The organism is Chitinophaga sp. ARDCPP14 (assembly GCF_051362515.1).
Taxonomy (GTDB): domain Bacteria; phylum Bacteroidota; class Bacteroidia; order Chitinophagales; family Chitinophagaceae; genus Chitinophaga.
The window spans coordinates 253,130-278,403 of record NZ_JBKIXB010000011.1 but is presented as its reverse complement, the minus strand read 5'-3'; the positions used below and the strand labels follow the sequence as shown (position 1 = coordinate 278,403).

At 49.8% G+C, this 25,274-nt stretch carries 14 protein-coding genes; all 14 read right to left on the bottom strand.

What is annotated here, in order from left to right; genetic code table 11:
- Positions 1-114 precede the first annotated feature (114 nt).
- The 14 genes from ACLHR0_RS26190 to ACLHR0_RS26125 all read right to left on the bottom strand — a co-directional run bounded on the left by ACLHR0_RS26190 (position 115) and on the right by ACLHR0_RS26125 (position 25,262).
- Positions 115-1,248, bottom strand: a complete 1,134-nt coding sequence (locus tag ACLHR0_RS26190) for a FecR family protein (protein WP_436490654.1) — start codon at positions 1,246-1,248, stop codon at positions 115-117.
- A gap of 82 nt (positions 1,249-1,330) precedes the next feature.
- Positions 1,331-1,921 (bottom strand): RNA polymerase sigma-70 factor, encoded by a 591-nt coding sequence (locus ACLHR0_RS26185; RefSeq protein ID WP_436490652.1) that lies wholly within the window; start codon positions 1,919-1,921, stop codon positions 1,331-1,333.
- 141 nt (positions 1,922-2,062) lie between these two features.
- Complete coding sequence (locus ACLHR0_RS26180) at positions 2,063-4,960, bottom strand: galactose-binding domain-containing protein (protein ID WP_436490650.1); 2,898 nt, start codon at positions 4,958-4,960, stop codon at positions 2,063-2,065.
- 9 nt (positions 4,961-4,969) lie between these two features.
- Entirely contained in the window at positions 4,970-6,370 is a 1,401-nt protein-coding gene (locus tag ACLHR0_RS26175) for a DUF5005 domain-containing protein (RefSeq protein WP_436490648.1), read from the bottom strand.
- 6 nt (positions 6,371-6,376) lie between these two features.
- A complete protein-coding gene (locus ACLHR0_RS26170; RefSeq protein WP_370908025.1) occupies positions 6,377-9,439 on the bottom strand; it encodes a SusC/RagA family TonB-linked outer membrane protein in 3,063 nt (1,020 codons plus the stop codon).
- A gap of 36 nt (positions 9,440-9,475) precedes the next feature.
- Positions 9,476-11,182: a RagB/SusD family nutrient uptake outer membrane protein gene (locus tag ACLHR0_RS26165; RefSeq protein ID WP_436490646.1), complete on the bottom strand. Its 1,707-nt coding sequence runs from the start codon at positions 11,180-11,182 to the stop codon at positions 9,476-9,478.
- Positions 11,183-11,204: 22 nt separating this feature from the next.
- Positions 11,205-14,285: a SusC/RagA family TonB-linked outer membrane protein gene (locus ACLHR0_RS26160; RefSeq protein ID WP_436490644.1), complete on the bottom strand. Its 3,081-nt coding sequence runs from the start codon at positions 14,283-14,285 to the stop codon at positions 11,205-11,207.
- Between the two features lie 2 nt (positions 14,286-14,287).
- Positions 14,288-15,247 carry a DUF4961 domain-containing protein gene (locus ACLHR0_RS26155; RefSeq protein ID WP_429050464.1) on the bottom strand — a complete coding sequence of 320 codons (960 nt, stop codon included), beginning with the start codon at positions 15,245-15,247 and terminating at the stop codon, positions 14,288-14,290.
- 21 nt (positions 15,248-15,268) lie between these two features.
- The gene (locus ACLHR0_RS26150) at positions 15,269-15,706 is read right to left on the bottom strand and encodes a DUF5004 domain-containing protein (RefSeq protein WP_429063281.1); all 438 of its coding nucleotides are present in this window, start codon (positions 15,704-15,706) and stop codon (positions 15,269-15,271) included.
- 11 nt (positions 15,707-15,717) lie between these two features.
- Positions 15,718-17,421, bottom strand: a complete 1,704-nt coding sequence (locus ACLHR0_RS26145; RefSeq protein WP_436490642.1) for a RagB/SusD family nutrient uptake outer membrane protein — start codon at positions 17,419-17,421, stop codon at positions 15,718-15,720.
- A 192-nt stretch (positions 17,422-17,613) separates the two neighbouring features.
- Entirely contained in the window at positions 17,614-19,926 is a 2,313-nt protein-coding gene (locus ACLHR0_RS26140; protein WP_436490640.1) for a GH92 family glycosyl hydrolase, read from the bottom strand.
- Positions 19,927-19,928: 2 nt separating this feature from the next.
- Positions 19,929-21,305: an SGNH/GDSL hydrolase family protein gene (locus tag ACLHR0_RS26135; protein WP_436490638.1), complete on the bottom strand. Its 1,377-nt coding sequence runs from the start codon at positions 21,303-21,305 to the stop codon at positions 19,929-19,931.
- An 8-nt stretch (positions 21,306-21,313) separates the two neighbouring features.
- Positions 21,314-23,770: a glycoside hydrolase family 38 C-terminal domain-containing protein gene (locus ACLHR0_RS26130; protein ID WP_436490636.1), complete on the bottom strand. Its 2,457-nt coding sequence runs from the start codon at positions 23,768-23,770 to the stop codon at positions 21,314-21,316.
- Between the two features lie 7 nt (positions 23,771-23,777).
- The gene (locus ACLHR0_RS26125) at positions 23,778-25,262 is read right to left on the bottom strand and encodes a RagB/SusD family nutrient uptake outer membrane protein (protein WP_429050470.1); all 1,485 of its coding nucleotides are present in this window, start codon (positions 25,260-25,262) and stop codon (positions 23,778-23,780) included.
- Between the last annotated feature and the right edge of the window lie 12 nt (positions 25,263-25,274).

The following is a 25,274-nucleotide window of genomic DNA, read 5'->3' as shown; positions in this document are numbered from 1 at the left end:
GGTTGATTTTTGATGAACAATACCGCTGTGCGGATAAACTAAAATCTGGCAACATTTCTCCCGCCGGTAAGGTGGCCTGCCTTACCCGATCGGACGATTGAGCTGGTGTATGTACTATTTTATCACAGTAATTTTCCGTCCTTCAATTTTGAAATGAACGAGATCGGTCATCTCCAACAAGTTCAGCAACTGAGATACGGGGACATCCCTCGGAATTCTCGCGACAAAAGCATCTTTAACATCGGTCTGAAAGTCGACGTCTACATTATAATATCGTTGCAGCTCTGACATTATGGTGGCGATGTCAGCGCCATTAAAAACAAATAATCCTTCCTTCCAGGCAGTTACCTGCTGCAGATCGGCGTTGGTGACCAGTTGTATAGCACTCCCTGCTGTTGCCGCCTGTTCGCCCGGATGCAGCAACTGTGAAGCGGCGGCGGTATTTACTTTTACGGTACCGCTGACAAGGGTGACCTTCATTTTTTCTTCATCCCGGAAGGAACGGAGATTGAAAGCGGTTCCCAATACTTCAATGGTGGTTTTATTGGTGCTGGATTTTACAATGAAAGGCTGGTTGCTGTTTTGCGCAACTTCAAAATAAACCTGTCCCGTTGCGGATACTTCGCGTTTACCGCCACTGAATGCAGCCGGATAGGTAAGTGTAGAACCTGCATCTATCCAGACTTTGGTGCCGTCGCCCAGTACAATCGCGAGCGCCTTGCTTCCATTTGGAACCTGGATAGTATTAAAACTAACGTCGTTACCAGCGCTGTTATAAACGATCTGGCCATTCGCGTTTTTGGAAACGCTGGTTTGTCCCTGCATGGCAAGCGTGCCATTGCTCGCTGTATCCAGCAGGATCTGTTGACCATTACCCAATGTAAGTACGGCATGATTACCGGCCGGCGCCAAAATATCATTCTTAAAACGGACCGCCTGGGGCGCCAGCGGTTGTTGCCGCTGTTGCTGATAGAAATAATAGCCGGTACCCAGTACCAGCGTTACTGTTGCTGCTGCGGCCCACCTGTACCACCGGACCACTTTCCCTTTGGGCCTGCGGTCGAGTACAGGCTGTAAACGCAGGCGGATCGCATCCTCCAGCAGCTGTTTATTGCCCAGCAGGTGTTCATCCCAGCCTTCCTGTTGCTGAAAAGCATTGAACAGCTGGTTGTATTGCAGCAGCTCTTCATCCGTAGCTGTGCCGGATATAACTTTTTCTGTTAATAATATTGCCTCTTCTCGTGTCATGCGTAACCTGTCATATACATAGGCAATTGTAAAAGGACATACCCTTAAAAGAGTCTCAAATTTTTTTTTTGAGCCGGGTATCTTAATGGTAATGGGTCATCACCGGGAGTAATAACAAGGCGAGCAGGTGAGGATCTACTGCTGCGCGGATACGTTTCAGTGCTATTGTTTTCTGTGCCTCGACTGTTTTTATGGAAATATTCAATAAGTCTGCAATCTGTTGATTCGTCAGTTGCCCGTCCCTGCTCAGGAGAAATATCTCGCGGCACTTTTCCGGCAAACTGCGGATCACCTGCCCGATAATCGACTTCAGGTCGCTCAGCTCCATAAAGTCCTGCGGACCCGGTGTTTCCGGTAAAGACAACCCCGCCAGTTCCGTATAGAACTCCTCTCTCACCTTACCGGAGCGGATATAATTAGCCACCTTAAACCTGACAGCGCTTCGCAGATAGGATGGCACCGCCTGTATATCCAGTTGCTCCCGCTTCTCCCACAACCATGCAAAAATGTCCTGTATGATGTCCATACAGGCGCCCTGGTCGCGCAACAGGTAATATGCCGCCTGGTACATACCGGACCAATGACGGGCATAAAGCAGATCGAACGCTGTCACATCCCCTCTCTTCAGCATAGTTATCAGTTCCAGGTCACTATAGGAGTTATCCCTTATCAAATTCGCTCATTTTCTGCCACTAAATTAAAGAAAGCACCGTAGATTCAGCATACATATGTTATAATCGATATATAAATACCCCCATAAAAAAAGCCTTTACCTGACCAGGCAAAGGCTTTTCTATCCAATAATACCAGCGTATTAATGATTATAGGGAGTCACCAGGAGTTTATATTTTCCATCTTTCAATAATTCTTTTTTAAACATTATCTCCACCCGCTTCTGCTCTCCTTTTAACAACGTAAAATAGTTATCATTCATGATGGCGGGCAACACGCGTTCGTTGTTGTCTGCCCTTAACAGCTGCACATGTACTGCAAAGGCGGGGGCAGATGAGGGATTTGTGATGGTAGCAATAACGCGGGTACTGTCGCCATGCTGTTCCAGTTTGGAGGAAGTTTTCAATTGCACCCGGGGCAGTTGATCCAGCGCGGTATAATCTGCCATTCGACTGCTTCTCCAGTAGAAATTTTCAGACTGTAATCTGCCCTGTCCATCTTTCAGCAACAAGCGGATGAACTGTACATCCGTCAACGCTTTGCTGCGTTTGCCGTACACCTCCATGTCATACAGCGAATAGCCCCATTCTGTGGCGCGTTTACGGCCAAGCATACGTACGTAACGCGCTTTTACGGGTTTAATAGGGATGGTTTCAATTCCCCCGCTGCCAGTATCTGTGGCGTACACATCCTGCCAGGATTTTGCATCGGCGGACACCTGGAGGCTATAGGCACGGGCATGAGCGCTTTCCCAATGCAGCATCACGCTGCTGATTTCCTGTACGGCATCCAGGTCCACATATACCCATTCATTGTCGGTGTAGTTGCTGCTCCATCTTGAACCGGTGCTGCCATCCGCTACGGCCCCGGCGCCGGCGCTTTCCGGTGATGACGAAGATGCTACTGCTGATTTTTTAAAAGCAAGGTTATCGATATTGAAGTTAAGATCGAAACAGGGTGTGGCTGTATTGGAAGCTGCATCTACGGTTGCTTTCCGGCCGAAGGTTGGCGCCGGCGTTCCATCCATATTGTAAACGATGGCTTCCGCCTGTAAACCATTGTATTGTTCCAATGTAGTGTTGATCACTTTTACGGAATTATCTGCCGCACTCCATTGAATATGCAATGGCTCACAGGCTTTTTTAACGCCCCAGTATGCACCGGTGAGGTCGTAGTAATAGTCGTAGGTTTGCCACACCAGGCTTGGATAGGCGCTTTGGCTCATCCAGGTCATTACACCGGAGGCATCGTTCCACATATGGTGCAACCAGCCTTCGTATAATGCCTTGTTGGTTTCTATATTTAACAGCTGCGCTTTGCGGCAATAATCTTCGATGCCGGTGGCTTTGCCATAACTTTTATTAATGGCGTCGTCGTACCGGTCGGGGCCTGCGTTTGCGGCAGAGGGACCGAAGAAGTGCAGATCCCACATTTTGTTACGCGGCCACCAACTGCTGTCCGGCATAAATTTTTTAAAGCTTTCGAAAGAGGTGAAAACGGCGGTGCCTATTTCTGTGCGCATTCCCCATCCGGGTGTTCCTCCAAAGCCACCGGGGTATTTTGTGAAGTACCAGGCGGGCATGAAATTGGCCCAGGGGCCGCTGCCGGTTAACCCGTCCGAGTGGGAATTAGCCTGGTAAAGGCGGTCGTTGCCATCGTAGGCGCTCACATCTTCCTTTAACCAGCCATTCAGTGGCGGTAAAGGATACCCTTCGTTGTCGCCGCACCAAACCGCGATGCTGGGATGATTACGAAGGCGTTTGATTTTCTCCACGGCGTTCCTGTTAAAGGCGAAAACATCTTTTGGCAGATTAGGATGTGAGTTCAGCCAGAAATCGTCCCATACAAGCATGCCATACTTATCGCAGGCATCATAAAACTCTTCATCGGTTACACTGCCTATCCAGTTGCGGATCATGTTAAAGTTCATTTCCTTATGCAACCGCACCCTCGTATTGTATGCTTCGCCGCGGCAGCGCAGCATGTATTCAGACATGCCCCAGTTCCCGCCTTTTATAAATATGCGTTTGCCATTTACGCTGATGTGCAGCACGCCGCCAAGCGTATCGTAGCTGTATTGCTTTACGCCGAAAGTAACCTGTTTGCTGTCGGATGATTTTCCACCGGATACAAACTGCAGCTGACAGGTGTACAGCGGCTGACTGCCATAGCCATTGGGCCACCACAACTGCGGATGTGCTATCTCCGGATGAAACATTACCTGCTCCGATTGTCCTGCGGGTAGTTTTATTTTTTTAGAGAAACGGATATTGCCTGGCTGGATAATACCGGATACTTCTCCTTCCTGTATGCCGGCCGAATGATTATCCAGGTCCATACTGATGCTGAGCTTTGCGCGCGATGAATCCGGTAAAGCAGTGCGGATCCAGGGATCTGCAATCGTCACCTGGCCGGAGCTGCCAAGATATACATCGTCCGTAACGCCCATGTTAAGGCCGGGCACATAAGGCATCCAATCCCAGCTGGCGCTTGAAATGTAGGTAGGACTGGAATAATTCACAATAGGCGTACCTGGCCAATGCACTAATAACAGGAGTACATTTGGCCGGTCATATCTCAATATATCCGTTACATCAAATTTGCCGCGGTCCATAAAACCATCCAGCGCGCCAATACGCTGACCATTCAGGTATACTTCCGCTTTACGGTTCACGCCTTCGAAATTCAGCCACTGCTTTTCAGCAGTATTACGTGCAGGCGTAAACGTGGCCCGGTACCAGAAATCGCGGTCATATTTTGTTTTATCTACCTGGTAAATATTATCTCCGAAGTTGGGATCTTTCTCCAATCCAGCTGCTACAAATGCGCCAAATACTGTACCCGGCACCACGCCGTTCACCCAATTATGGTCGTTATAGTCCGGGGCATGGAGACCAGGCTCCTGGCCTGCTTCCGCTGCTTTTACTTTCCAGTGTACGGCTTTATTACTGCTGTTTAAGCTGAACGTCTTTTCCTGTGCTTTCATTGCCAGCCCTGAGATCATCAGCAGGGCCAGCAATTTTTTTCCTTTGTTGAACATGATTATTTGCTATTGCCAATTGAATACCCGTACAAAATACGGCCTGTACCTGTCGGCACTACCGGGACTGTTGAAGTTGGTGGAAAAATCAGTGGGATTGATATTGTAAGAAATCACCAGCTCCCCTTCCCTGCTTAGTGCATGGTGCACAAATGAATTATAACTGATGAAACCTACGCTGTATTGATCCGGGATATGGTACAGTGTGCGTTTATTCGTCCACGGCCCTACCGGCGTAGTTGATTCAAGAATATAGATATCCAGTCCGAAAATAATTTGCTGCGATACGAGGTAATATTTACCATTTTTATAAAAAACGTTCGGCTGGCTGATGTCATTACAAACATTGTATTTCACCGGTGTAGTACTCCATCCGGTTCCGTTGTAATATTCCCAGGCGCCGTTAAGATCATGATTTGCTGCGCGGGCCACGTACATAGAAGAGGTGAGAAAACCATTTTCCGTACTGTACATATACGTATAGCCATCGGGTGCTTTCATGCTGCCAGCGCTGTAGTTACTGAGTGTATCCTTATCCTGGATCAACTGGTTCAGCTGCATGGAGGGCAAATCGAAGATGGCGAGGTCTGTGCTTACGTGTGCAAAATCCCAGGTGCCGCTGCCGGTTTTCTTCACATGACTTAACAGCATCTGTACTTTGTTATTATATACCTGTCCGGCGCCGGGCCAGTACCAGTCCTGGTCTTCAGGTGCATTGCCGTATTTGATCCAGGTTTGACTGGCACTCCCTGAACCAGGGTTAAGTTGCACAAAGCTTTGCAAAGAAGTATCCAGTTGCAGGTGTGCTGCGTTGCGCAGCATTACGTTATTGGTGCGGTTACGGTCCGCACTTACCTGCCCGAAGAAACTATCCTGGAATGACCATAGCAGGCGGCCATCCGGCAGTAACACCGAATAGCAGCCGTCGCCACCGTTCCAGCCCTGGTAGCGGGTAAGATAATCGTTGTAATCAAGATCGCTGTATACTCTTACTGCCGGGTTCCACTGGCCATTGTTTGGCAGCAGTTGCAAACGCGGACCGGCAGCTGTTGTCTTTTTCATGATGCGTACGTACCAGTACTTCTGCTCCCCGGATTCGGAAGTGACGCGGTAAGCATAACGATTGTTATTGGCAGCAAAATCCACCTTCACTCCCGGCGCGGGCAGCACAGTCGCGTTTTTGGATACCATCACCAAAGGGCTCACGGCACTCAGGTCCACATCATCTTCTACCCATACCGTAACGGTGGCGGAATCTGTTCCGTTTATGATCTCTGAAGTACCCACCTGGCCTTCGGGTAACCGGAAGGAAATGATGGCGCGTTCCTGGCTTTGATAATCACTCAGCGGGTTCTTCACACAGGAAGTAAAAATGCCGCCGGTAATCAATAGCAATAGCATTTTGTTCATAAGATATTATTTAAAGCTGATTTGGAGACCCAGGTTGATCACGCGCTGATTGATGTAGGCATCCCCGGCGGAGTTGCTGGCTACTTCGGGATCCTGCTGGTACTTATCGTAGTTGGTCCACGTAAGCAGGTTATACGCGCTCAGGTACACACGTGTATTATTCAACCGGCCCGGCAGCCAGCGGCTGGGCAGCTGATAGCCCAGGTCCACTGTTTTCAGCCGCACATAGCGCGCATCTATCAACCAGAAATCCGACATATACGTACGCGCACTGTTTACCGTGGTAGGGTTGCTCGTGAGCCGCGGGAACTGCGCCTTATCAGCATTTTCCAGCGTCCATCTCTGCTGGTGAATAGGCTGGAACTGGCTCTGGAAAGTTTCAATACCGGTGCCTACTACGCTGAAGCTGTATCCGAAGGAGCCCTGGAACAGCAGGTTAATACTGAAGCCTTTGTAATTGGCGCCGAGGGTAAGTCCCAATACAGTGCTGGCCAGGTTGGGTTTTCCAATGGGCCCCTGGTCGTTGTTATCGATCACGCCATCGCCGTTGATATCTTTGTATTTGAGATCGCCTGCCTGTATAGGATATTCACTGAGTGGTGCAGCGGGTTTATCGTGTGTATTGGCCTGGATCTTCTGGATATCTTCCGGTGTGTAGAAACCGATAAAGGTGTATCCGAATGGCTGATCGATTGGCAGTCCCGTTTCCCGCAGCCAGGGATAGGCGGGTTGCGCTTCGTCTTTAAACAGTACTTTATTTTTGAAATACTGGAATACAAGGCTGGTATTAAAATTTACCTGGCGGATATTCCCCCGGTAGTTGATCTGCCCGTCGAAGCCCTGGTTACTGGTTCTGGCCACGTTGGTAGGACTGTAGCCAATTCCAATCATGTTGGGCACAGAGCCTTTCCGTACCAGCTGATCGAAGCGGATATCGTGGAAATAATCTACCGTAAAAGATAGTTTGTCTTTAAAGAGATTTACATCGACCCCTACGTCTGCTTTTTTTGCTTTTTCCCAGCTTACGTCCATGTTGCCAAGATCGCCTTCGTAGATGGAGCCGGATTGCGTATCATTCTCCCCAAAAGAATAACCGCCGCCATTGAGATATTCCTGGCGGTACAGGTAACGGTTACCTGACGTAACATCAGAACCTACTACACCGTATGATCCACGCACTTTCAGAAGGCTTACAAAGCTGTTGTTACGTTTGAAGAATGGTTCTTCCGAAATACTCCAACCTACGCCCACGGCAGGAAAGAAGCCGTTGCGTTTCTTTGCCTGGAACCTGTCGGAGCCATTGTAGGCGCCGTTGAAATCGAGCAGGTATTTCTGTTTATAGTTGTAGCCTGCCTTGAAGGAAAAGCCCCTGAAGTTGGCAGGAATATCTGCCTTCGACGTATAGCTTTGCCTGTTATACAGCGCCAACCCATTGAGTGTATGATCACCGAAAATACGGTTATAGCTGAGGAAAGCCTGTGTATTCACATTCCGGCTGTAGAGGTCTGTGTTACCTGTTACCCGGTATTTCTGCAGGCGGTAGTTGCCGCGGGGATCGAGGGTGTACGACTGATCCGCCGGGTTATAATAATATGATGGCGGTTCTGCTTCGCGGAATAAATTTCTTGCATACTGTTCGATGCCACCGTATGCAATACGGCCTGTGAGCGACAGCCCCTTCGTCAGGAAGTCCAGCTGTTGCGTGATGTCGTACAGCACATCAAAGTCCGTTCTTTTAGTGCGGCTGTAGCCACCGTTAGCCAGCCGTGCATTGAGCGTAGGCAATGCGTCCTTTGTATCCACGGCATAGGCGTAGCTCCCGTTGGGGTTCATTAAAGGCGCGGAGTAGGGATGTATTTTTTCAAAGTTGTATACTTCTGATACCACGTTGGCCGACCGGGGCTGGTTAATATCACCGAAACGGGTGGTAAGATTGAGCCGCATGGTTAACGTTTTGGTAGCGCGCATATCGAGGTTGGAGCGGAAATTATACCTGCGGAAGAAGTAGTTGGTATTCACTTCATTCCTGGGATCAGAGAAGTCTTTTACCAGGCCGTTCTGGGTGAGGAATCCGCCGGAGATAAAATATTTCACAGCTTCTGTACCGCCGGAAATATCCACGTTGGTATTGGCCTGGTAAGCGTGTTTTTTGAATACCGCATCATACCAGTTGATATCCGGGTGTCCGTAAGGATCGGCGCCGCTGCGGAAAAGTTCCAGGTCCTGGGAGGTAAATTTCGGCGCCAGTCCATCGTTTTTGTACGCTTCATTTACAAGGGTGGCCGCATCATAGGAGTTCAAAAACTTTGGTGTTTTCACCGGCGACTGCTGGCCTGATTCCACGCGGAGGTTTACCTGCGGAAGTCCCACCTTACCGCGGCGGGTGGCCACCACCAGTACGCCGTTGGCGCCTTTGATACCATATATTGCCGTGGTGGACGCATCTTTCAGGATAGAGATACTTTCGATTTCATTCACGTTGATCTGTTGCAGCTGATCATAGGAATATTCGATGTCATCTACAATGATCAGCGGTTTATTTCCATCGCTGTTCAGCGAGCTAACGCCACGGATAAAGAAATCGGAAGCATCCTTTCCCGGCTGTCCGGAGCGTTGCTGAGAAACGAATCCCGGCAGTTTCCCCATCAAGGCATTCTGCACATTAGCGGTAGGTACGTTCCTGATTTCAGCGCCGGTAATGGCACTTACAGCGCCGGTGCTGGTGATACGTTTGGCGGTGTTAAAGCCTACCACCACTACTTCATCAATGCCCTGGGTGGAAGATTGCAGCACTACGTCAATCGCATCGCGACCGGCTATGTCAACTTCCTGCGCGGAAAACCCGATCAGTTTTACGATCAGGGTGTGGGAACTGCCTTTCAGGGCGAGTTTGAACCGGCCGTTGGCATCAGCTATCACGCCGTTGGTGGGCACGCCTTTTTCCGAAATGGAAGCGCCGGGCAGTACCCCATTTACGTCTTTTACCGTACCACTTATATTTTTTTGCTGGGCTGTTGCCACAAATGGTGCAGCAACCAGCAGCAGGAGAAACAGTATAATATTTTTCATCTTCAGTCAGTTAAATTTCTTGTAAGGAATATGACTTTACCAGCCCGGATTTTGGCGCATGTTATCGTTCTTCACCACTTCATCGTATGGAATGGGATACAAATACATTTTGGGCGCAATAAACACCGGTTTAAATACTTCCGCCAGGTTATAGCTAAAGGCAGGTCCTTCCTTGATGATGTTCATACCATGCAGTGCCTTTCCATATACCTGCTGCGCAATTTTCCAGCGGCGGATATCCCAGAAGCGGTGTTCTTCAAAGGCCAGTTCTATCCTTCTTTCGTTACGCACTACATTGCGCATTTCATCTGCTGTCATATTTTCCTTCAGACCATACATGCCGTTATCGCCGGCTGCAATCCCAGCACGGGCGCGCAGGTCTTTCAGCACCTGGTATACTTCCGCAGTGGGGCCGTTGGATTCATTTTCTGCTTCGGCAAAATTGAGCAATACTTCCGTGTAGCGCAGGATGATCCAGTCGTGGCTTGTATTGCTGTACTGTGTGGCATTTTCAAAGTTGCCCATGAACTTGCGCATATAGTAAGATGTTTTCGTACCGGGTTCTGCGCCGCCGGGCCGGTGCTGACCGCCCTGAAATGTTTGCAGTTCGGTATTCAGCCAGCGGGCGCCATTGTACAGGATACTCATGGCCAGGCGTGGATCGCGGCGGGCATAGGGTTCATTGGAGTTGTAGCCTGATGCAGGATCGGTGATCGCCAGCCCGGCATTGGTAGGGAAGGCATCCACCAGTTCCTGGGTGGGATTGGTGCGCCCTCTTGCTACCGCGGCAAAACCTACCGGTCCGTTGGTACTTTCAATTTCCGTAGTGTTTCCCCCCTGGCGGAAGAAGATAACCTCACTGTTGTTTTGGGTGATGAATACATCTTTGAAATTGGGTACCAGCGCGAAAGTCTTTTCATTGATCAGTTCCCGGGCGGCATCTGCTGCCAGCTTCCAGCGTGCTTTATCATAACTGCTGTAACCTGTCAGCGGATTACCGGCCTCGATATTTTGCCCGTTGAACAAGGGACTGGCTGCATACAGCAACACCCTTGCTTTTAAAGCCAGTGCAGCGCCCCTGGTGGCACGGTGGCTGTTCAACTCCGGCGCTACAATGGGATTAGGACGCAGGCTGTCTTTGATGGCGTTGCATTCGTTTACAATATAGTTTACGCAATCTGCGAAAGAACTGCGCGGTATCTGCACATCATCTCCCAGCTCTCTTACTTTATCTCCCATAAGCGGTATACCGCCATAGCGTTTCAGCAGTTCAAAATAAAACAGCGCCCTGATAAAACGGGCTTCTGCTTTCCATGCGTAACGGATAGAGGCGCCGTTGGGTAATTTTTCCTTTACGGGCGACACGTCGATATTGGAAACAAAAAGACTGGCAGCGCGGATAGCGGCGTAGCAATTGTTCCAGGGCGATTCGTCTGTGATGGGTGCATAAGAGGTGAATGCACCTGTGGCAAGTTGTGATACCGCGGAGGTACCTACCAGGCCGGAGATGGCATCATCTGAGGCTGCATCGAGCAAATCGCCGCCTACACGGTTGTAGCCACCGGGAAGTTTGGAATAGATGCTGTTGAGAAATTTGTTGGCATAGGTACCCAGTGAATCATCCTGGTCAAATACATACTCGATGGTTACTTTTTCGAGTGGAATAACTTCGTAATCTTTTCTGCAGCTGATGATGACTGTCATACAGCCGGCCAGGAAGATCAATATGCGGAAATGTTTCATGGTGCGTTGTTTAGATGGCTGACTAGAATTTTATGTTGATACCGGTGTTCAGTACCCGCTGGATGGGATAGGCTCCCACTCCTACTTCGGGGTCAACGAAATCGTATGCAGCATGTGTAAACAGATTCTGTGCATTGGCAAATACCTTTACGCTGCCCAGCCTCACGCGGCTTGTCCAGCGGTAAGGGAGATTGTAAGCAACATTTATATTTTTCAGCCGGAAGTAATTACCATTACGTACCCAAAAAGAAGAGCTGAATTTATTGTAGTTGTTGTTCGCGTCGGCAGTCAAACGCGGATAGGTAGCGGTACCCGCTGTTTCCGGTGTCCAACGGCCGGTGATCTGTTCATAAGCCTGACCGTAGGTGAAGTTCTGAAACTGGAAACCTGCTTCGGTGGCAAAATTATCTACATAGTTAATTCTGTTACCCACACCCTGTAACAATGCGCTGGCTTCTATTCCTTTCCAGGAAAAACCGATGTTAACGCCATAATAAATACGAGGCTTATGCGTACCGATAGGCGCTTCATCAAACTGGTTAATGACGCCGTCGCCGTTCAGGTCTTTGTAGCGTATGTCGCCTGCCAGTGGTTTATAACCGGCGATGGTAGCGCTGCCGGCCGCTTCTTCTGCTGATGCAAAAAAGCCATCTGCTATATAACCGAAGCGCATGCCTACCGGCTGTCCTGTTCTTTTGTTCCAGTCGTAGTCGCGGCGCTGTTCATCCATAAACACCACTTTGGTGCCTTCGATACTTCCATTGGCAGTAACGAAATAGTTAAAATCCTTTATCCTGCCCTGGTAGGTTACCGTAAGTTCTCCGCCCTGGTAGAGGTTAATACCGATGTTTTCCGGGGGATAGGCGGCGCCGGAGAGGGCGATACTTTTTCCGCGTATCTGCAGGAGATTTTCGTAGCGGTCGTGATAATAATCGGCGGTTACCTGCAACCTGTTATTGAAGAGTGACAGGTCCATTCCTACATCCATTTTCCGCGCGGTTTCCCAGGAGATATTCACATTGGCCAGGCCATTCTCCTTAAAGCCGGAACCTGCGGATCTCGCTGTCCCCTGGGAGTATATGCCGCCGCCAATGCCATTATCTTCGCTAAAGTCCTGGCGCCAGATATAATAGCCGGAATTATCGATACCGTTGCCGGTATGTGCATAGGTACCTCTTAGTTTCAGCTGGTTTAACCAATCGTTGTTTTCTTTGAGAAAGTTTTCCTGTGCGAGGTCCCAGCCGATGCCGCCGGCGAAGAAAGTGCCATATTGTTTACCCGGCAGATAGCGGTTATAGCCGCTCCTGTTGAGGGCGCCCTCTATGAAATATTTACCTGCGTAGTTGTAAGCTACTTTACCTGATATGTTGGTAGATTTACCGGGCAGATCATAGTTAAAGATGGTTTGCCTCGTATCGGCCAGCACTACGGCATTCACGCCATGCGGACCAAACTGCCGGTCGTAGTTCAGTGATGCCTGTCCAAAGAAATACTGCGCATTAAAAACGGAAATGAAATTATTCTGCTGCGCCACTGCGTTGCCTGCTTTGGTATACAGCGTGTCTTCATCTGTTATCGATACGCGGTATACCAGGTCACTTTTACTGCGGTCTATTGCATTGGCTGATTGTATAGACAGGTTACCTTTTCCTTTTAAGGACAGGCCGGGCAGCCAGTCGCCAAGATTATACTGCAAATTTACATTTGCCATCACATCTTTGCTGTTATCCTGTATATAGCCGCTGTTAATGGTTTGCGACAGGAGGTTGCTGGTGAGGTTACTGGTACCGCCCCAGCTGCCGTTGGGATTGTAAACGGGATAAGCGCCGTTCGGTGTTCCGAGGAGGTTTCCCAATATGTTGTTAGTTCCGGCGCCCGGTTGCGTTCCTTCCTGCAGGCGGCCAAAGAGTTGCATGCCTACATTGAAGTTTCGTGTAACGTCAATGTCTACGTCGGTATTGATCAGGTAACGCTTTAATCCTGCGTTGGTGTTATAGTTATTATCAGAAGAAGTTTTGAATATACCCTGTTGACCGGTATAATTCAGTGACACGGAATACCGGGCTACATTACCGCCGCCGTTGATGTTGAGGTTGTAGCGGGACATAGGAGCGTTATCGCGCAGGATGGTGTTATACCAATTTACGTCCGGGTTGGTGTAAGGTTTTGTATGATCGCGGAAGGCGATAAAGTCGGATTCCTTGTACAGCGGCGCTTTGCCATCGTTCTGCAGGGCTTCATTCAGCAGGTAAGCATACTGCCATGCCGGCAAAGGCTTTGGCTGGCTGAGAGATTGCTGGATGCCTGTTTGTGCAGTAAAGGATACGCGTGGTTTGCCGGCGCGGGCGCGTTTGGTGGTGACCAGTAATACCCCGCGGGAGCTGCGCTGACCGAGCATGATGGTAGACAATCCATCTTTCAGCACTGAAATCGATTCTATATTTTCAGGATCGATGGAAAACACATCCCGCTGTATTCCGTCTACTATTGTTACCGGTACCTGCCCGCGCAACGACAGATTCATTTCTGTATTATCATTGGGTTCCGATGCGCCTGGCCGGGGAATGTTCCCGATAAAGATATCTACATCGAAGTTGTTACCCGTGCCCGGGTTCCGGAAGCCGCTTACCTGCTGGGTATACAATCCTGCCAAACGGCCTGGTAATGCGTAGGCAAACAAGGTAGCCGGTGTGGTAGACAATTGATTGGTGTATACCGTACCGATGGCGCCTACCGAACTTTTCGGGGAGGCTTCTCCATAGAGTACGGGAATACGTTGGGGTAAAGGGATAAATAGTTCGTCCATGCGCAGTGTGAGCGCGGTGGTATCGTGTATTTTTTGTTCTATTGCCTTGTAACCGGGATATTGGATAACCAGCGTGCTGTTCAGGGCCGCATGGATACTGAATGCGCCGTTGGTATTGCTGCTGGCAGTGTCGCCGGTATTTTTTACAGAGATGGCCGCCCCTGCAAGTGGCTGGCCATAGTTATCTATCAGCCGGCCGGAGATGATACCGGTTTGCTGTGCCTGTGCATTCGCGCAAACCGCAAGTACACAACAGGCAAGGGCTGAAATATATTTATTGATGTAGCTGTGAGCCATTGTTATTGACATTTGAAGGTGTACACAAAAGGGGCAGTGGTATTGCTAAATCCTACTTTCACCGTGCCGGTAGCATCTGTAAAAAAGTATTCGATCTTCTCCAGCGTTTGTCCTTCCTGCATGTTAAAATATGCGCGGGGCCAGATGGTGATAGCAGATTTATTACCGGTATAGCTTTTCAGTTTTGAGCTTTCCGTTTGCGTGCAGGCTTCGAGGATATGTCCATCGCTGGTATATCCTTTTGCGCAGAGATAAATGTTGCTTACGCCATTGAGCGCTGTAGACACTACATCCGGGTCGAAGCTCAGGGTGAGGAAGTCATTGTCGGTGGCAACACCGGGGCTTACTGCCGCTATCTGCGGATTGCAGAAGTCGATGAGATCGCCCTGACCATCCGTGATGGAGAAGCAATCTTTGAACATGCTTTTGTATACATTGTTGGAACCGAATACATCGCTGAGTCCATCGCTGCTGGTGCCAAGGAAATAGCCGGTTTTAAACTGTACATTTTCCGGACCTGGTTTGATCACCATGGTAACATCGATCTTATCTTTTACGCCTTGTGGTACATTATAGGCCTGATCTGTCCAGAACACTACCCATTCGAGATTGTCTGTCATATAGTTGCCGCCCATGCCGAACCTGTTTTTCAGTGCCGCCGGCCATGACAGGCCGCCGACGAGAACAGACGAAGGCACCGGCACCATTTTACCGTTGCCATAGGAAGTGGTGGTATAGGTAATCGTTGAATTGGCTGCTGCCGCCCAGTTTTTAGGCGCCAGGAAACCAATGATCAGTCTTACGCCGGTGCGGCCGCCGTCGGCTACATCGATCCGGTTATGCATGGTGATGGTGATGTTCTCTCCTGCTTTAGCAGCAGAGGGCTCGTCCACGCCGTCGAGGAATACGCAACCAGCCAGCAGTAAGAGGAACAGGATGATACCGTATGTATATTTTTTCATAACGTGTTATGTTGTGTTGGATCAGGGATGCAATCTTTCGAGTGTGTAGTCGTATGTGTTAGCGGTACAGCCGGGACTGAACGAAAAGTTGATGTTCCGTTTTCCGTTTACCACCGGGTAAGTGAAGGTGGTGCTGACCGGGCTGCTGACGCCCGTTTGACTGAAGCTGATCCGGAAAGGATATTTGGGATCATCCAGTGCGTAGCTGCCGTTTTTACTGACCACGAAAGGCAATGGATTTTCAATGGTATATTGAAGATCGGCGGTGAAGCGTATCCTGAACTTTGTAAAGTCCGTTAGTGTAGTGATATCCACGCCATTGCGCACTGCTTTAACGATGCGCCATTCGCCTGCAATATCTTTCACCGGCTCGGGCACCAGTATTTCACTGCGGTGACAGGAGTTGATGATGAGTACCAGTATTGGCATCAGTAAACATATCTGGAATCTTGATTTCATAATGTTGCTTTTTACCAGGATGGATTTTGTTTTAACTCAGGCGATTTCGCGGTTTCTCCCTGCGGGATGGCCCACAGGTACATGGCTTCGCGGAAATTGTGTTTGCGTACGGGGAAGATGGTATAGGTAACGTTCGCGCCGTTGCGTTTCACTTCCATGCCGGTCATTTGTTTATTTTCTGTTTGCGGGGCGATCTTCCATCTTCTTACATCCCAGAAGCGGTGGCCTTCAAATGCCAGTTCCACTCTCCTTTCCGCGTGAATGGCCTCTCTCATTTGTTCTTTTGTAAGTGCTGCCGGCAATTCATACGGCGATAGTCCTGCGCGTTTACGTACCAGTTCCACCGCATTGTATACTTCCTGCACCGGGCCTGCATATTCGTTTTGTGCTTCCGCGAAGTTTAGCAGGATTTCTGCATAGCGCATCAGCGGGAAACAGCGTTGCGAGCCGTGTATAAAGTTGGCGGCAATATTTTCATCGAGCATTTTATTGGTGTAGTAACCGGTGGGTGTTCCGGCATGTACCGCATCCTGGCTTACGCCTTTGCCATCGGGGCCGAGAAAGATATTGACCGGTTCTTTCAGGCCGGTGTTTTGTATCAGTGGCGTTTGGTCGCGGATGACGGAATAGGCCAGTCGTGGATCACGATTGCTGTATGGATCGGCTGCGTTGTAGCCTGATGAAGGATCGGTAATAGGTTTACCGTTTGCCATACCAAAAGCATCCACAAATCCCTGGTAGGGGAAGCCTCCCTGGGCGCCGTTCCGCGATGGTGGTTGCCAGGCGCTTTCGAGTTCACGGTTGCCGCCCTGCATCCTGGCGAAGATATATTCCGGGTTCACCCGAAGGGTAAATAATTTATAAAAGCCATAACCGGGAGCAGTGGTATTATCTTCATTCAAAGAATAAGCAGCGGTGTTCATTACGGCAGCAGCGGCATCGGCGGCGAGCTTCCAGCGTCCCGGAACATTGTCGGGGTACCCTGTAGGCGCCTCCTGCGGATTGATACCGCCACCATTGAAGAGCGGGCTGGCGGCATACAGCAGCACTCTTGCTTTCAGCGCCATAGCAGCGCCTCCGCTGGCGCGGCCGTAATCTTCGCGAATCCGCACGAGTGGTAATACGGCGGCGGCTGCATCGCATTCAGATATGATGTAGTCCACGCACTCTTTATAGGAGTTGCGCACCGCGGGGATCTTATCTTCCACCTTATACACAGAGTCGCCCAGCAGCGGAACACCTCCATAATGTTTCAGCAGATCGGCATAATACCATGCTCTCAGGAAGCGTGCTTCCGCGGCCATCACGTTGCGGATAAACGACGGAATGGGTGAGCCGGGCAGGTGCTTCAGCAGCTGGTTTACCCTGCGGATATTGGTATAGGGCAGGTTCCAGGCGTCGGCGCTGATGATAGAAGGATTGACGGTACCGGTGGCAAATTGAATGGAGGTGGTCACCGTGGCAGATTTCTGTGGTTCCGCTTCATCGCAGGAGGCATCGAGGCCGCCGTTGCCAAAGCGGGTAGCGTTTTCCGCAAAGCCAATGTCGACATAAATGTTGGTGAGGAAAGCGACGGTGCGGGCGCTGTCGGCAAATACCGTTTGCTCGTTCAGGTTAGTCGTTTCCGTCTGATCCAGGAAGTTCTTTTTACCGCAGGAAGCGAGGGTAAAAATTCCTATGCACAGGCATACAGGAGCAGTGAACGCAAATTTCATTTTCATAACGTTAATACGTGTTAGCATCCAGCTTTTGGTGATAAAAATTTACATACGTGGCATGACATCGCCTGTTCTGTAAAAGCAGTCTTCTACAGTGGCCTATGATGCGGGATCTTTTTTGATTGGTTACGGTTTGTCCCTATGGTATGACACCTTAAAAAGACCCTACCGCCATTCTTCCATTAATTTTTATTTAATTCCCCAGTTTTTTGCCGGCTGGTTACCCATTTCCAGTACCAGTGTGCCGCCGGCGGTGATATCGGCGTGGTTGATATAACAGTGGGCGTATGGTTTGCCGTTTAACCAGGCGCGCTGGATGTAGCGGTTGGCAGGCGAATTATTGCGGGCGCTGATAGTAAACTGTTTGCCTTTGGCGTAAGCCGGATCCAGGGCGATGCTAATGTTATCAAACACCGGGCTGGTGATCTCATACCGGGTACTTCCGGGGCATACCGGATGCAGTCCGCTGGCGGCCAGTACATACCAGGCAGACATCTGCCCTACATCTTCATTACCTACCAGTCCTTCCACAGAATTATGATAAGCGCGGGCGCAGATTTCGCGGGTCCATTTCTGGGTAAGCCAGGGGGCGCCCAGGCGGTTGAATAAAAACGGAACGTGATGAACCGGTTCGTTGGCATGGTTGTAATAATCGTTCCACATCATGTTTTGCGGAACTTTATCAAAGAATACGGTCAGATCTTCCAATACCTTTTCTTTTCCACCCATAAGAGCTACCATGCCGGGCACATCGTGCGGAACAAACCAGCCCTGCTGATAAGGACTGCTTTCAATAGTGCCATATCCCTGTTGCATGCGGCCCTGTTCCGGCCAGGGTTGCCAGCTGCCATCGTCGTTGCGCGGGCGGAACCATGCTTTGGCGGTGTCAAATACATTTTTATAATTGGCGCCACGGGCCAGGTATTTTTTCGCATCGTCCTTTTTGCCGAGTGCGCCGGCCAGTTTGCCGAGGCACCAGTCGAAGTACGCGTATTCCAGCGTGAGCGACACACTTAGTCCGCCGGTGGAATATCCTTTGCTGCCGTTCCCGAATTTCTCTACGGAGTTTTTGGCGAAGGCATAGCCTTTACTGATATCAAAGCCACGTATTCCTTTTGCCCAAGCATCTGCCATCACCGATACGGCGGGATTGCCGATCATGCAACCGCTGTAGGCGTTCAGGAATTCCCAGCGTTCCAGGTATTGGTTGCCGCTTTCATCTGCCAGGGTGACCAGTGAATTCACCATGTCGTTTACTACGCGGGGATTGATGATGCTTTGGAGGGGCATCTGGCTGCGGAATACGTCCCATCCGCTGAAGATGGTGCGTTTGGTAAAGTTTTTCACGGCGTGAACTTTTCCATCTCCCCCGATATATTTTCCATCCGCATCAGAAAAATTGCGCGGGTCTATCATGGTATGATACAGGGCTGTATAGAATATTTTCTTCTCCTCTTCCGAGCCTCCTGCTACCGTTATTTTTCCCAGCGCTTTGTTCCAGGAGTTGAAGGTTTGCTGCCTGATACCATCAAAATTCCAGTCTTTGATCTCTGTTTCCAGGTTATTCCTGGCGCCATCGATGCTAACGAAGGAAATGCCTGCTTTCATCAATACAGCTTCCTTTTCTGTTGTAGCAAATTCTGTATAGAAGCCGAGATGTTTACCTGCTTTCTCTTTAGTGCCGGGTATCACCGTTGCTTTTGCGATCTGTTGCTGGTAGCGGGCGCTTTCAATGTCTTCCCGTTTACGCGACCATCCGTCGGGGATGTCTGCACTCCAGACGCCGTATTTTGAAAGTGGTTTACTGAATTGTGCGTAAAAGTATACTGTGTAATTACCTTTACCATCGCCGTTTCCCCAGCCGCCGCCTTCCGGTGTGCACTGCATGTACCCTGCGATGGTGCTGTCGTTGATCACTTTCACTTCCTGCCAGGTGGAGGTACCGCCTACCCGGCGGGCCAGGTCGATTTGTAGGCGTGATTGCTGATTGGCGGGAAATGTAAAGCGCATGATGCCGCTGTGCGGAGCGGCGGTCATTTCCGCTTTGATATTATTTTCTGTGAGCAGAACGGAGTAGTACCCTGCGGTAGCCTTTTCTTCTTTTTTTGAGTAGGTAGAACGATACCCTTCTTCCGGATGTTGCCGGCTGCCGGCGGCAGTTTGCAGGGGGCCGGTGGCGGGCATCACGAGGAAGTTGCCAAGATCTCCATACCAGCCGATGCCGCTCATTTGCGTAAAGGCAAAGCCTTCTATGGTGGTATGTTCATAACTGTATCCTGAGCCGTTGTCGCCACCGGTAATGGTATTGGGGCTGAGCTGCACCATGCCGAAAGGCGTGGCTGCACCGGGAAAAGTTTTGCCGAGGCCGTGGTAACTGCCGGCGGCATCTTCACTGGTACTGGCGCCGATGAAAGGATTTACGTAAGCAGCGGGCCCCTGGGCCTTACCAACCGTTGCAACCAGAAAGAGTGCGGAAACGAATATAGAAGCAGTGATTTTCATCTTTAAATTTTAACGATCTCAATTTTATGAAGCACCGGTTTGTTGATGGTATAAATCAGTTTAACGATGGTATCGATCTCATTCAGCCAGGCCGTACGCAGTTCTTTGTACATGGCTGTTTCATAATTTCCTTCGTGGAAGCGCAGCATACCATCTGTTTTTGCGGCGGTGCGCACACTGTCCAGTGCTGCGGCGTTATCGTGCAATAATAAATGCTTTTTATCAAAAAAGTTACCCTGTACCCAGTAGTAACTGCGCAAATGGCCTTCCAGCTCTGCACGGCGGAGATTGAGCTGCATAATGGAATACGCCTGTTTGTGTTGCGGCGTTTCCGGCAGCGTGGCAAGGTTGATGCCTTCGGCGAATGCGGTAGCGGACCATTTGCCCATAGCGTAACCGTCTATCAGCAGTGTATAATCTCCTGACGACAATCCATCTACCTGTAACATTTCCCGGTTAAAATCTTCTGTAAAAGGAATCCAGTTCAATGCATCAGATTGTTTCTGGTTATTGCCCCATATGCGGGACACCGTATCTATGGGAAAGGGCAGTGATGCGGCCAGGTAGCCGAAACTTACTTTATTACCGGAAGCTGTCAGCTGGCTGATATTACAATTCACCGCCTGTTGCAATTTACCAGCGCTCGCGTTAATCCTTACTGCTGCCACAGGTTTGCCGTTCAGTCCCTGGCTTTTCAGGAAGAGGGAAGCCATTACCAGGTGTCCTGCATTACCGGGATGGATCCTGTCGGGGCCAATCATGGTAAAAGTGGAATCCTTTTGCTGCAGTTGTTCATTCAGCGCTTTCATAGGCCGGAACAGGTCTGTAAAAGGCCAGTTATTTTTCTGTGCCGCTTGCTCCTGGAACTTTATTATTTCCAGCATGGCCTGTTGTTTACCGGGAAAATAATTCCCTGGTATCTTCGCGGTTTCATCGTATGGCGGCGACGACATCATTACTTTTTGTATAGCCGGCAGTTTGAGCAGCCGTTGTTCTATTTGCTGATAACTGCTGCGGGACGCGTCAATCCGTTCAGCGGCGGTTTTAGCAGCATCGCTGCTGTTAAATTCAAAGTAGCCGGTGTCGTTCATACCGAATGTGAGCACCAGTACCGTGGGCTTTTTAGCCAGGATATCATAATCCAGGCGGCGGTATATATCCGATGCTTTGTCGCCGCCAATGCCACCGTTGAGGATCACCAGTTTTTTGCCGGGGAAATGGGTCATGTAGTAGAGATAAATATACGAGACATAGGCTCCTGCTTCGGTGATACTGTTGCCTACAAAAATCACGCGGTCATTTTGTTGAAAGGGTTTTACCTGTGCCTGCGTGAACAAGGTGGCGAGGCATAACCCGATGGAATACACGAACTTTTTCATATTGTGGTTTAGTTATTTACAATTACATTTTTCAGCCGGATGGTGCGGATACCGAAACGTGGTATCGCCAGGCGGATGATTGTTTTGCCCGCAGCCTGCCGTTGTTGCAGGGTTTCCACTGCCTGTCCATCCAGTTGTTCTATAACAGCCTGCGCCGCTTTACCGTTGAAAGACAGTTGCTGCTGACCGTTATTTCCACCCGCATTGTACAACCTGATAAGCAAATCTTTTCCATCAATCTGCAGGGCGGATACCTGCCAATGATCATCCGCTACTGCCAGCAGGGAAAAATCTTTTCCACCGGTGGCAGGCAATACCTGCAATGGTTCGCACCAGCGTGCTTCCTCATTGGGGATGGCGCCCGTTTCCCAATTGCCTTTATGCGGAACGATGGCATAATTCACTTCTGTAGGGCCGGTAATATCATAATTACGTCCCCAGAGCGCCCTGCCCGCATATTGCAACGTAAGACCCAGCGGATAATCCTTTCCATGCACATAACTGGTAGTATGATCGGTAAACAGGGCCAGTCCTGCGTTGCCATCGGTTACATCCGCCCAGTGGAGGATGACATTATTTTTAATGCTATCCCAGCTGCTGAAGAAAGTATTTTCCAGCCGGCTGTCCGTTACATCAAACGGTGCATCTTTACTGAGTTTTTGTGAAGAGAGCGCAAGCGGGAACAGTACCTGCAGTTTGCAGCTATCGTTATAAAATGCTTTGTGATATGCTTCCGTACTATAGTTGTTAGCCTGAGAATAAGCGCCTATGCCGGGATTGCCCTTCCAGTTTATGGTTACTTTCATATCTATTCTTCGCTGACCGTTGGTAAGTGTAAGCTGTTGTGTAAATGGGTGACCGGCAATAAAACCGTTGATTTCCGCCGACATGCGGGCTTTGTTATTTTCAGTAATGCGGATAACCGCTGCCGTATCCATGCTGGAGCGCCAGGCGCCTTCCTGGTAAAAGTATCCCCTGAGTTCATTGAACCCGCGATTGCTTTTTGTGTCTACCATTTCTTTGCCGGTGGCTTTAACTACCAGGCTGGTGATAACGCCGCCTTTGGCGGGGTCTATTTCTACGCGGTATAAGTCTGTTTCCAGCAGATAGCGTCCTGTTTCCGGACGGGTATCTTTTTCTGTACCTGTTATTTGCTGCAACCTGTAAACGCTGAATCCCATTGGCGGCACGGAAACTTTAACAGCTCCCTGCGCTGTTTGCACCTGTCTTCCTTTACTGTCTGTTACTTTCCAATTGCCACCCGGTAAATCAATCCATTCTTCGCGGCGGCGTGCCGTGGTATTCAACACGCGTATAAAAGCAGCGCCGTTATTATTTTGTTGCAAGATACTGTCACTTACGGCGATGGTGTTATCTGTCCAGTGTTGTACCTTATCGATCCAGGTATCACCTTTGCTGCCATTGTAAGGCACGATCCAGCAGTCGTGATGCTGGGCCAGCAGCAGTGATTTCCAGGCGGTATCCAGTTGTTGCTGCGGCCATGCAACATGATCATATAGCGTGGCAATGGCGGCATATTTTTCTGCTGTTATCAGTTTATTTTCTGCTGCTCTCACCTGCTGTGCAATACGCTGTAATACCTGCGCACCCCATACCAGGCTTACCTGGATGTCTTCCTGGCTAAAGCGCCATGAGGGCACATTTGTTTTGCCGGCCACGCTGCCGATATAATTCCGCCACGTTTCATACTGTGCATTATCTTTCAGCCAGGGGCCGTTGCGCCAGCCGGCATCCTGCAGGCACATGCCCACGGGATTGGCGATGCCGGCGGCCCGTGCGGATGCTAAATATTCTTTGCTGTTGTTCCAGGCAGTAGTTTGCCAGGTAGAATTGGGTAATAAGGCTTCCGAACTATATCGCGGCACGGTTAGCAGCCGGCTGCCATCGGGGCCCTGCCAGTTAACCAACTCTCCGCCAAATGCGCGGGTGTAGCCTCCCCAGCAGGTATTCGGATTTTTCAGGGATGCATATTTAAATCCGAACGAGCGGAGTACCTGTGGCAGGGCGCTGGTAAAGCAGGGTTCTTCACTTGAATAAGTAGTGAACCGGGCGCCGGGAAAATGTTCCCTTACTTTTTGTATGCCATAGCTGAACTGGCGGATCATACTTTCACCGGAGCTGGTGTAGAGATAACTCTGACCATATGCCGGGTTCACATATTCTATGCGGCCGTTGTTGGATTGATCGGCAAATAATTGTTGGAAAACCGTATATGCTTCCGGTTCACGGGTCTTCACCATATCCCAGGTTTCCGGTTCTATTTCCAGGTTAATTTTCCAGTTAGGGTTTGCCTGCAGCTGGCTGTTTATAAACCGGGTGTATCCTACGGGATAGTGCCCGTAAACGCCGCCATGATAGCCATCAATAAAATAAGGCTGCTGGGCAAAAGATTCCTGTGCCGCAGCGGTGAGTAAAACCGCCAGGCAAATAGTCATTCGTTTCATGCTGTTGTTAAAGGGCCAAGTCCGGGTTTTTCTGAACTTCAGCTAATGGTAATGGAAATTGAAAATCAGTTTCTTCGAAGCTCCGCAGGTGGTTGGGTGCTTTGTATCCGACGAGGTTGGTCATACGGCCGCGCGCCACATCAAAGGCTTTGCGGGTGCGCAACATATCGTACCAGGTCTGGAATTCAAAACACAGTTCCCAATATCTTTCCCTGAGAATATCATCTGTTGTTAAAGCAGCAGGCTTAGGCGCTGCCGGGAATGCCCGGTGGCGTACCGAATACCAGGCGTCGATAGCCGCTGCATCGGATGTAGTGCCACCGTCGATTACACTTTTTGCTTCTGCACATAAAAGCAAAATATCCGCGTAACGTATCAGGGGAAAGTTAGCCCCTGAGCGGCCGGTTTTTTCTGCTTCCTCATCCCAGAATTTGAAGATATAAGGTTCGGAGAAAAAGATGGTTTCGGCCGGGTTGCCATAACGCGGGTATTTCGTATAGAAGAAAGCCTTTTCCTGTTTACGTCCGTCGTCTGCTGCATACGAATCATAAAACGCGGGCGCTGGCGCCATGGCCCCACCATAGGCGGGTTGTATAGAAACCGGCTGACCGGGATATGGAAGATAGGCCCAGTGAATGTTGCTCACCGCCACCGTAGGATGGCGCTGCAGCATAAAAATATGCTCCCGGGTATTTTGCACCGCGGGGTTACGCAGATCGCTGTATTGCTCAAACAGGGAAAACTGGTGGCTGTCGATTACTTCCATCGCCTTGTCATAGGCCTTCTGGTAATAAGGCATTCCTTTCTGCAACGGATAACCGGCCATGGTGATGTATACTTTTGCCAGCAAAGATTTTACGGCGCCCAGGCTTACATGCCCGCTCTGATCCGTCCAGGGTAGACCGGCATTTTCTGCTACGGTAAGGTCCTTCACAATCTGTTCATACACGGCTGCTTTCGGCGAGCGGCGGATTCTTACATCATTAATATCTTTTGTGGTGGTGAGTTTCAGGGGAATGTCGCCAAAAAGCCGTACTGCCTGGAAGTAATACCATGCCCGCAGGAAATGCGCTTCACCGAGGTAACGCTGCTTGGTTAATTCATCTACCACCAGTGTTACGCTTACGTTTTCAATCACGCTGTTGCAGTTTTCCACCGGGTAATAAGTAGCGTTCCACCATCCCTGTAATTTTGAGTTTGCATTATCGAGCCGGTCTAACCGCAGGAACTGGTCATCTTCAAAACCTGATGGCCGTGGCCGGCGGCTATACCCTGTGATATATTCCAGTGAATACACCGGGCTAACGGCTACGCCTATATTAGCCACGAAGGGAGTAGCGAGGCCGTCGTAGGTACCGTTTACCGCAGCGCTCACCTGTTCAGGTGTTTTGTAGTAGTGTGTGAGGCTGAGAGAACCCGAGGGTTCCTCTTCCAGGAATTTGTTGCAGGAAGTAATCAATATGATCATCCCCAACAGCACCAGTTGTTTCATATTTCAATTCCT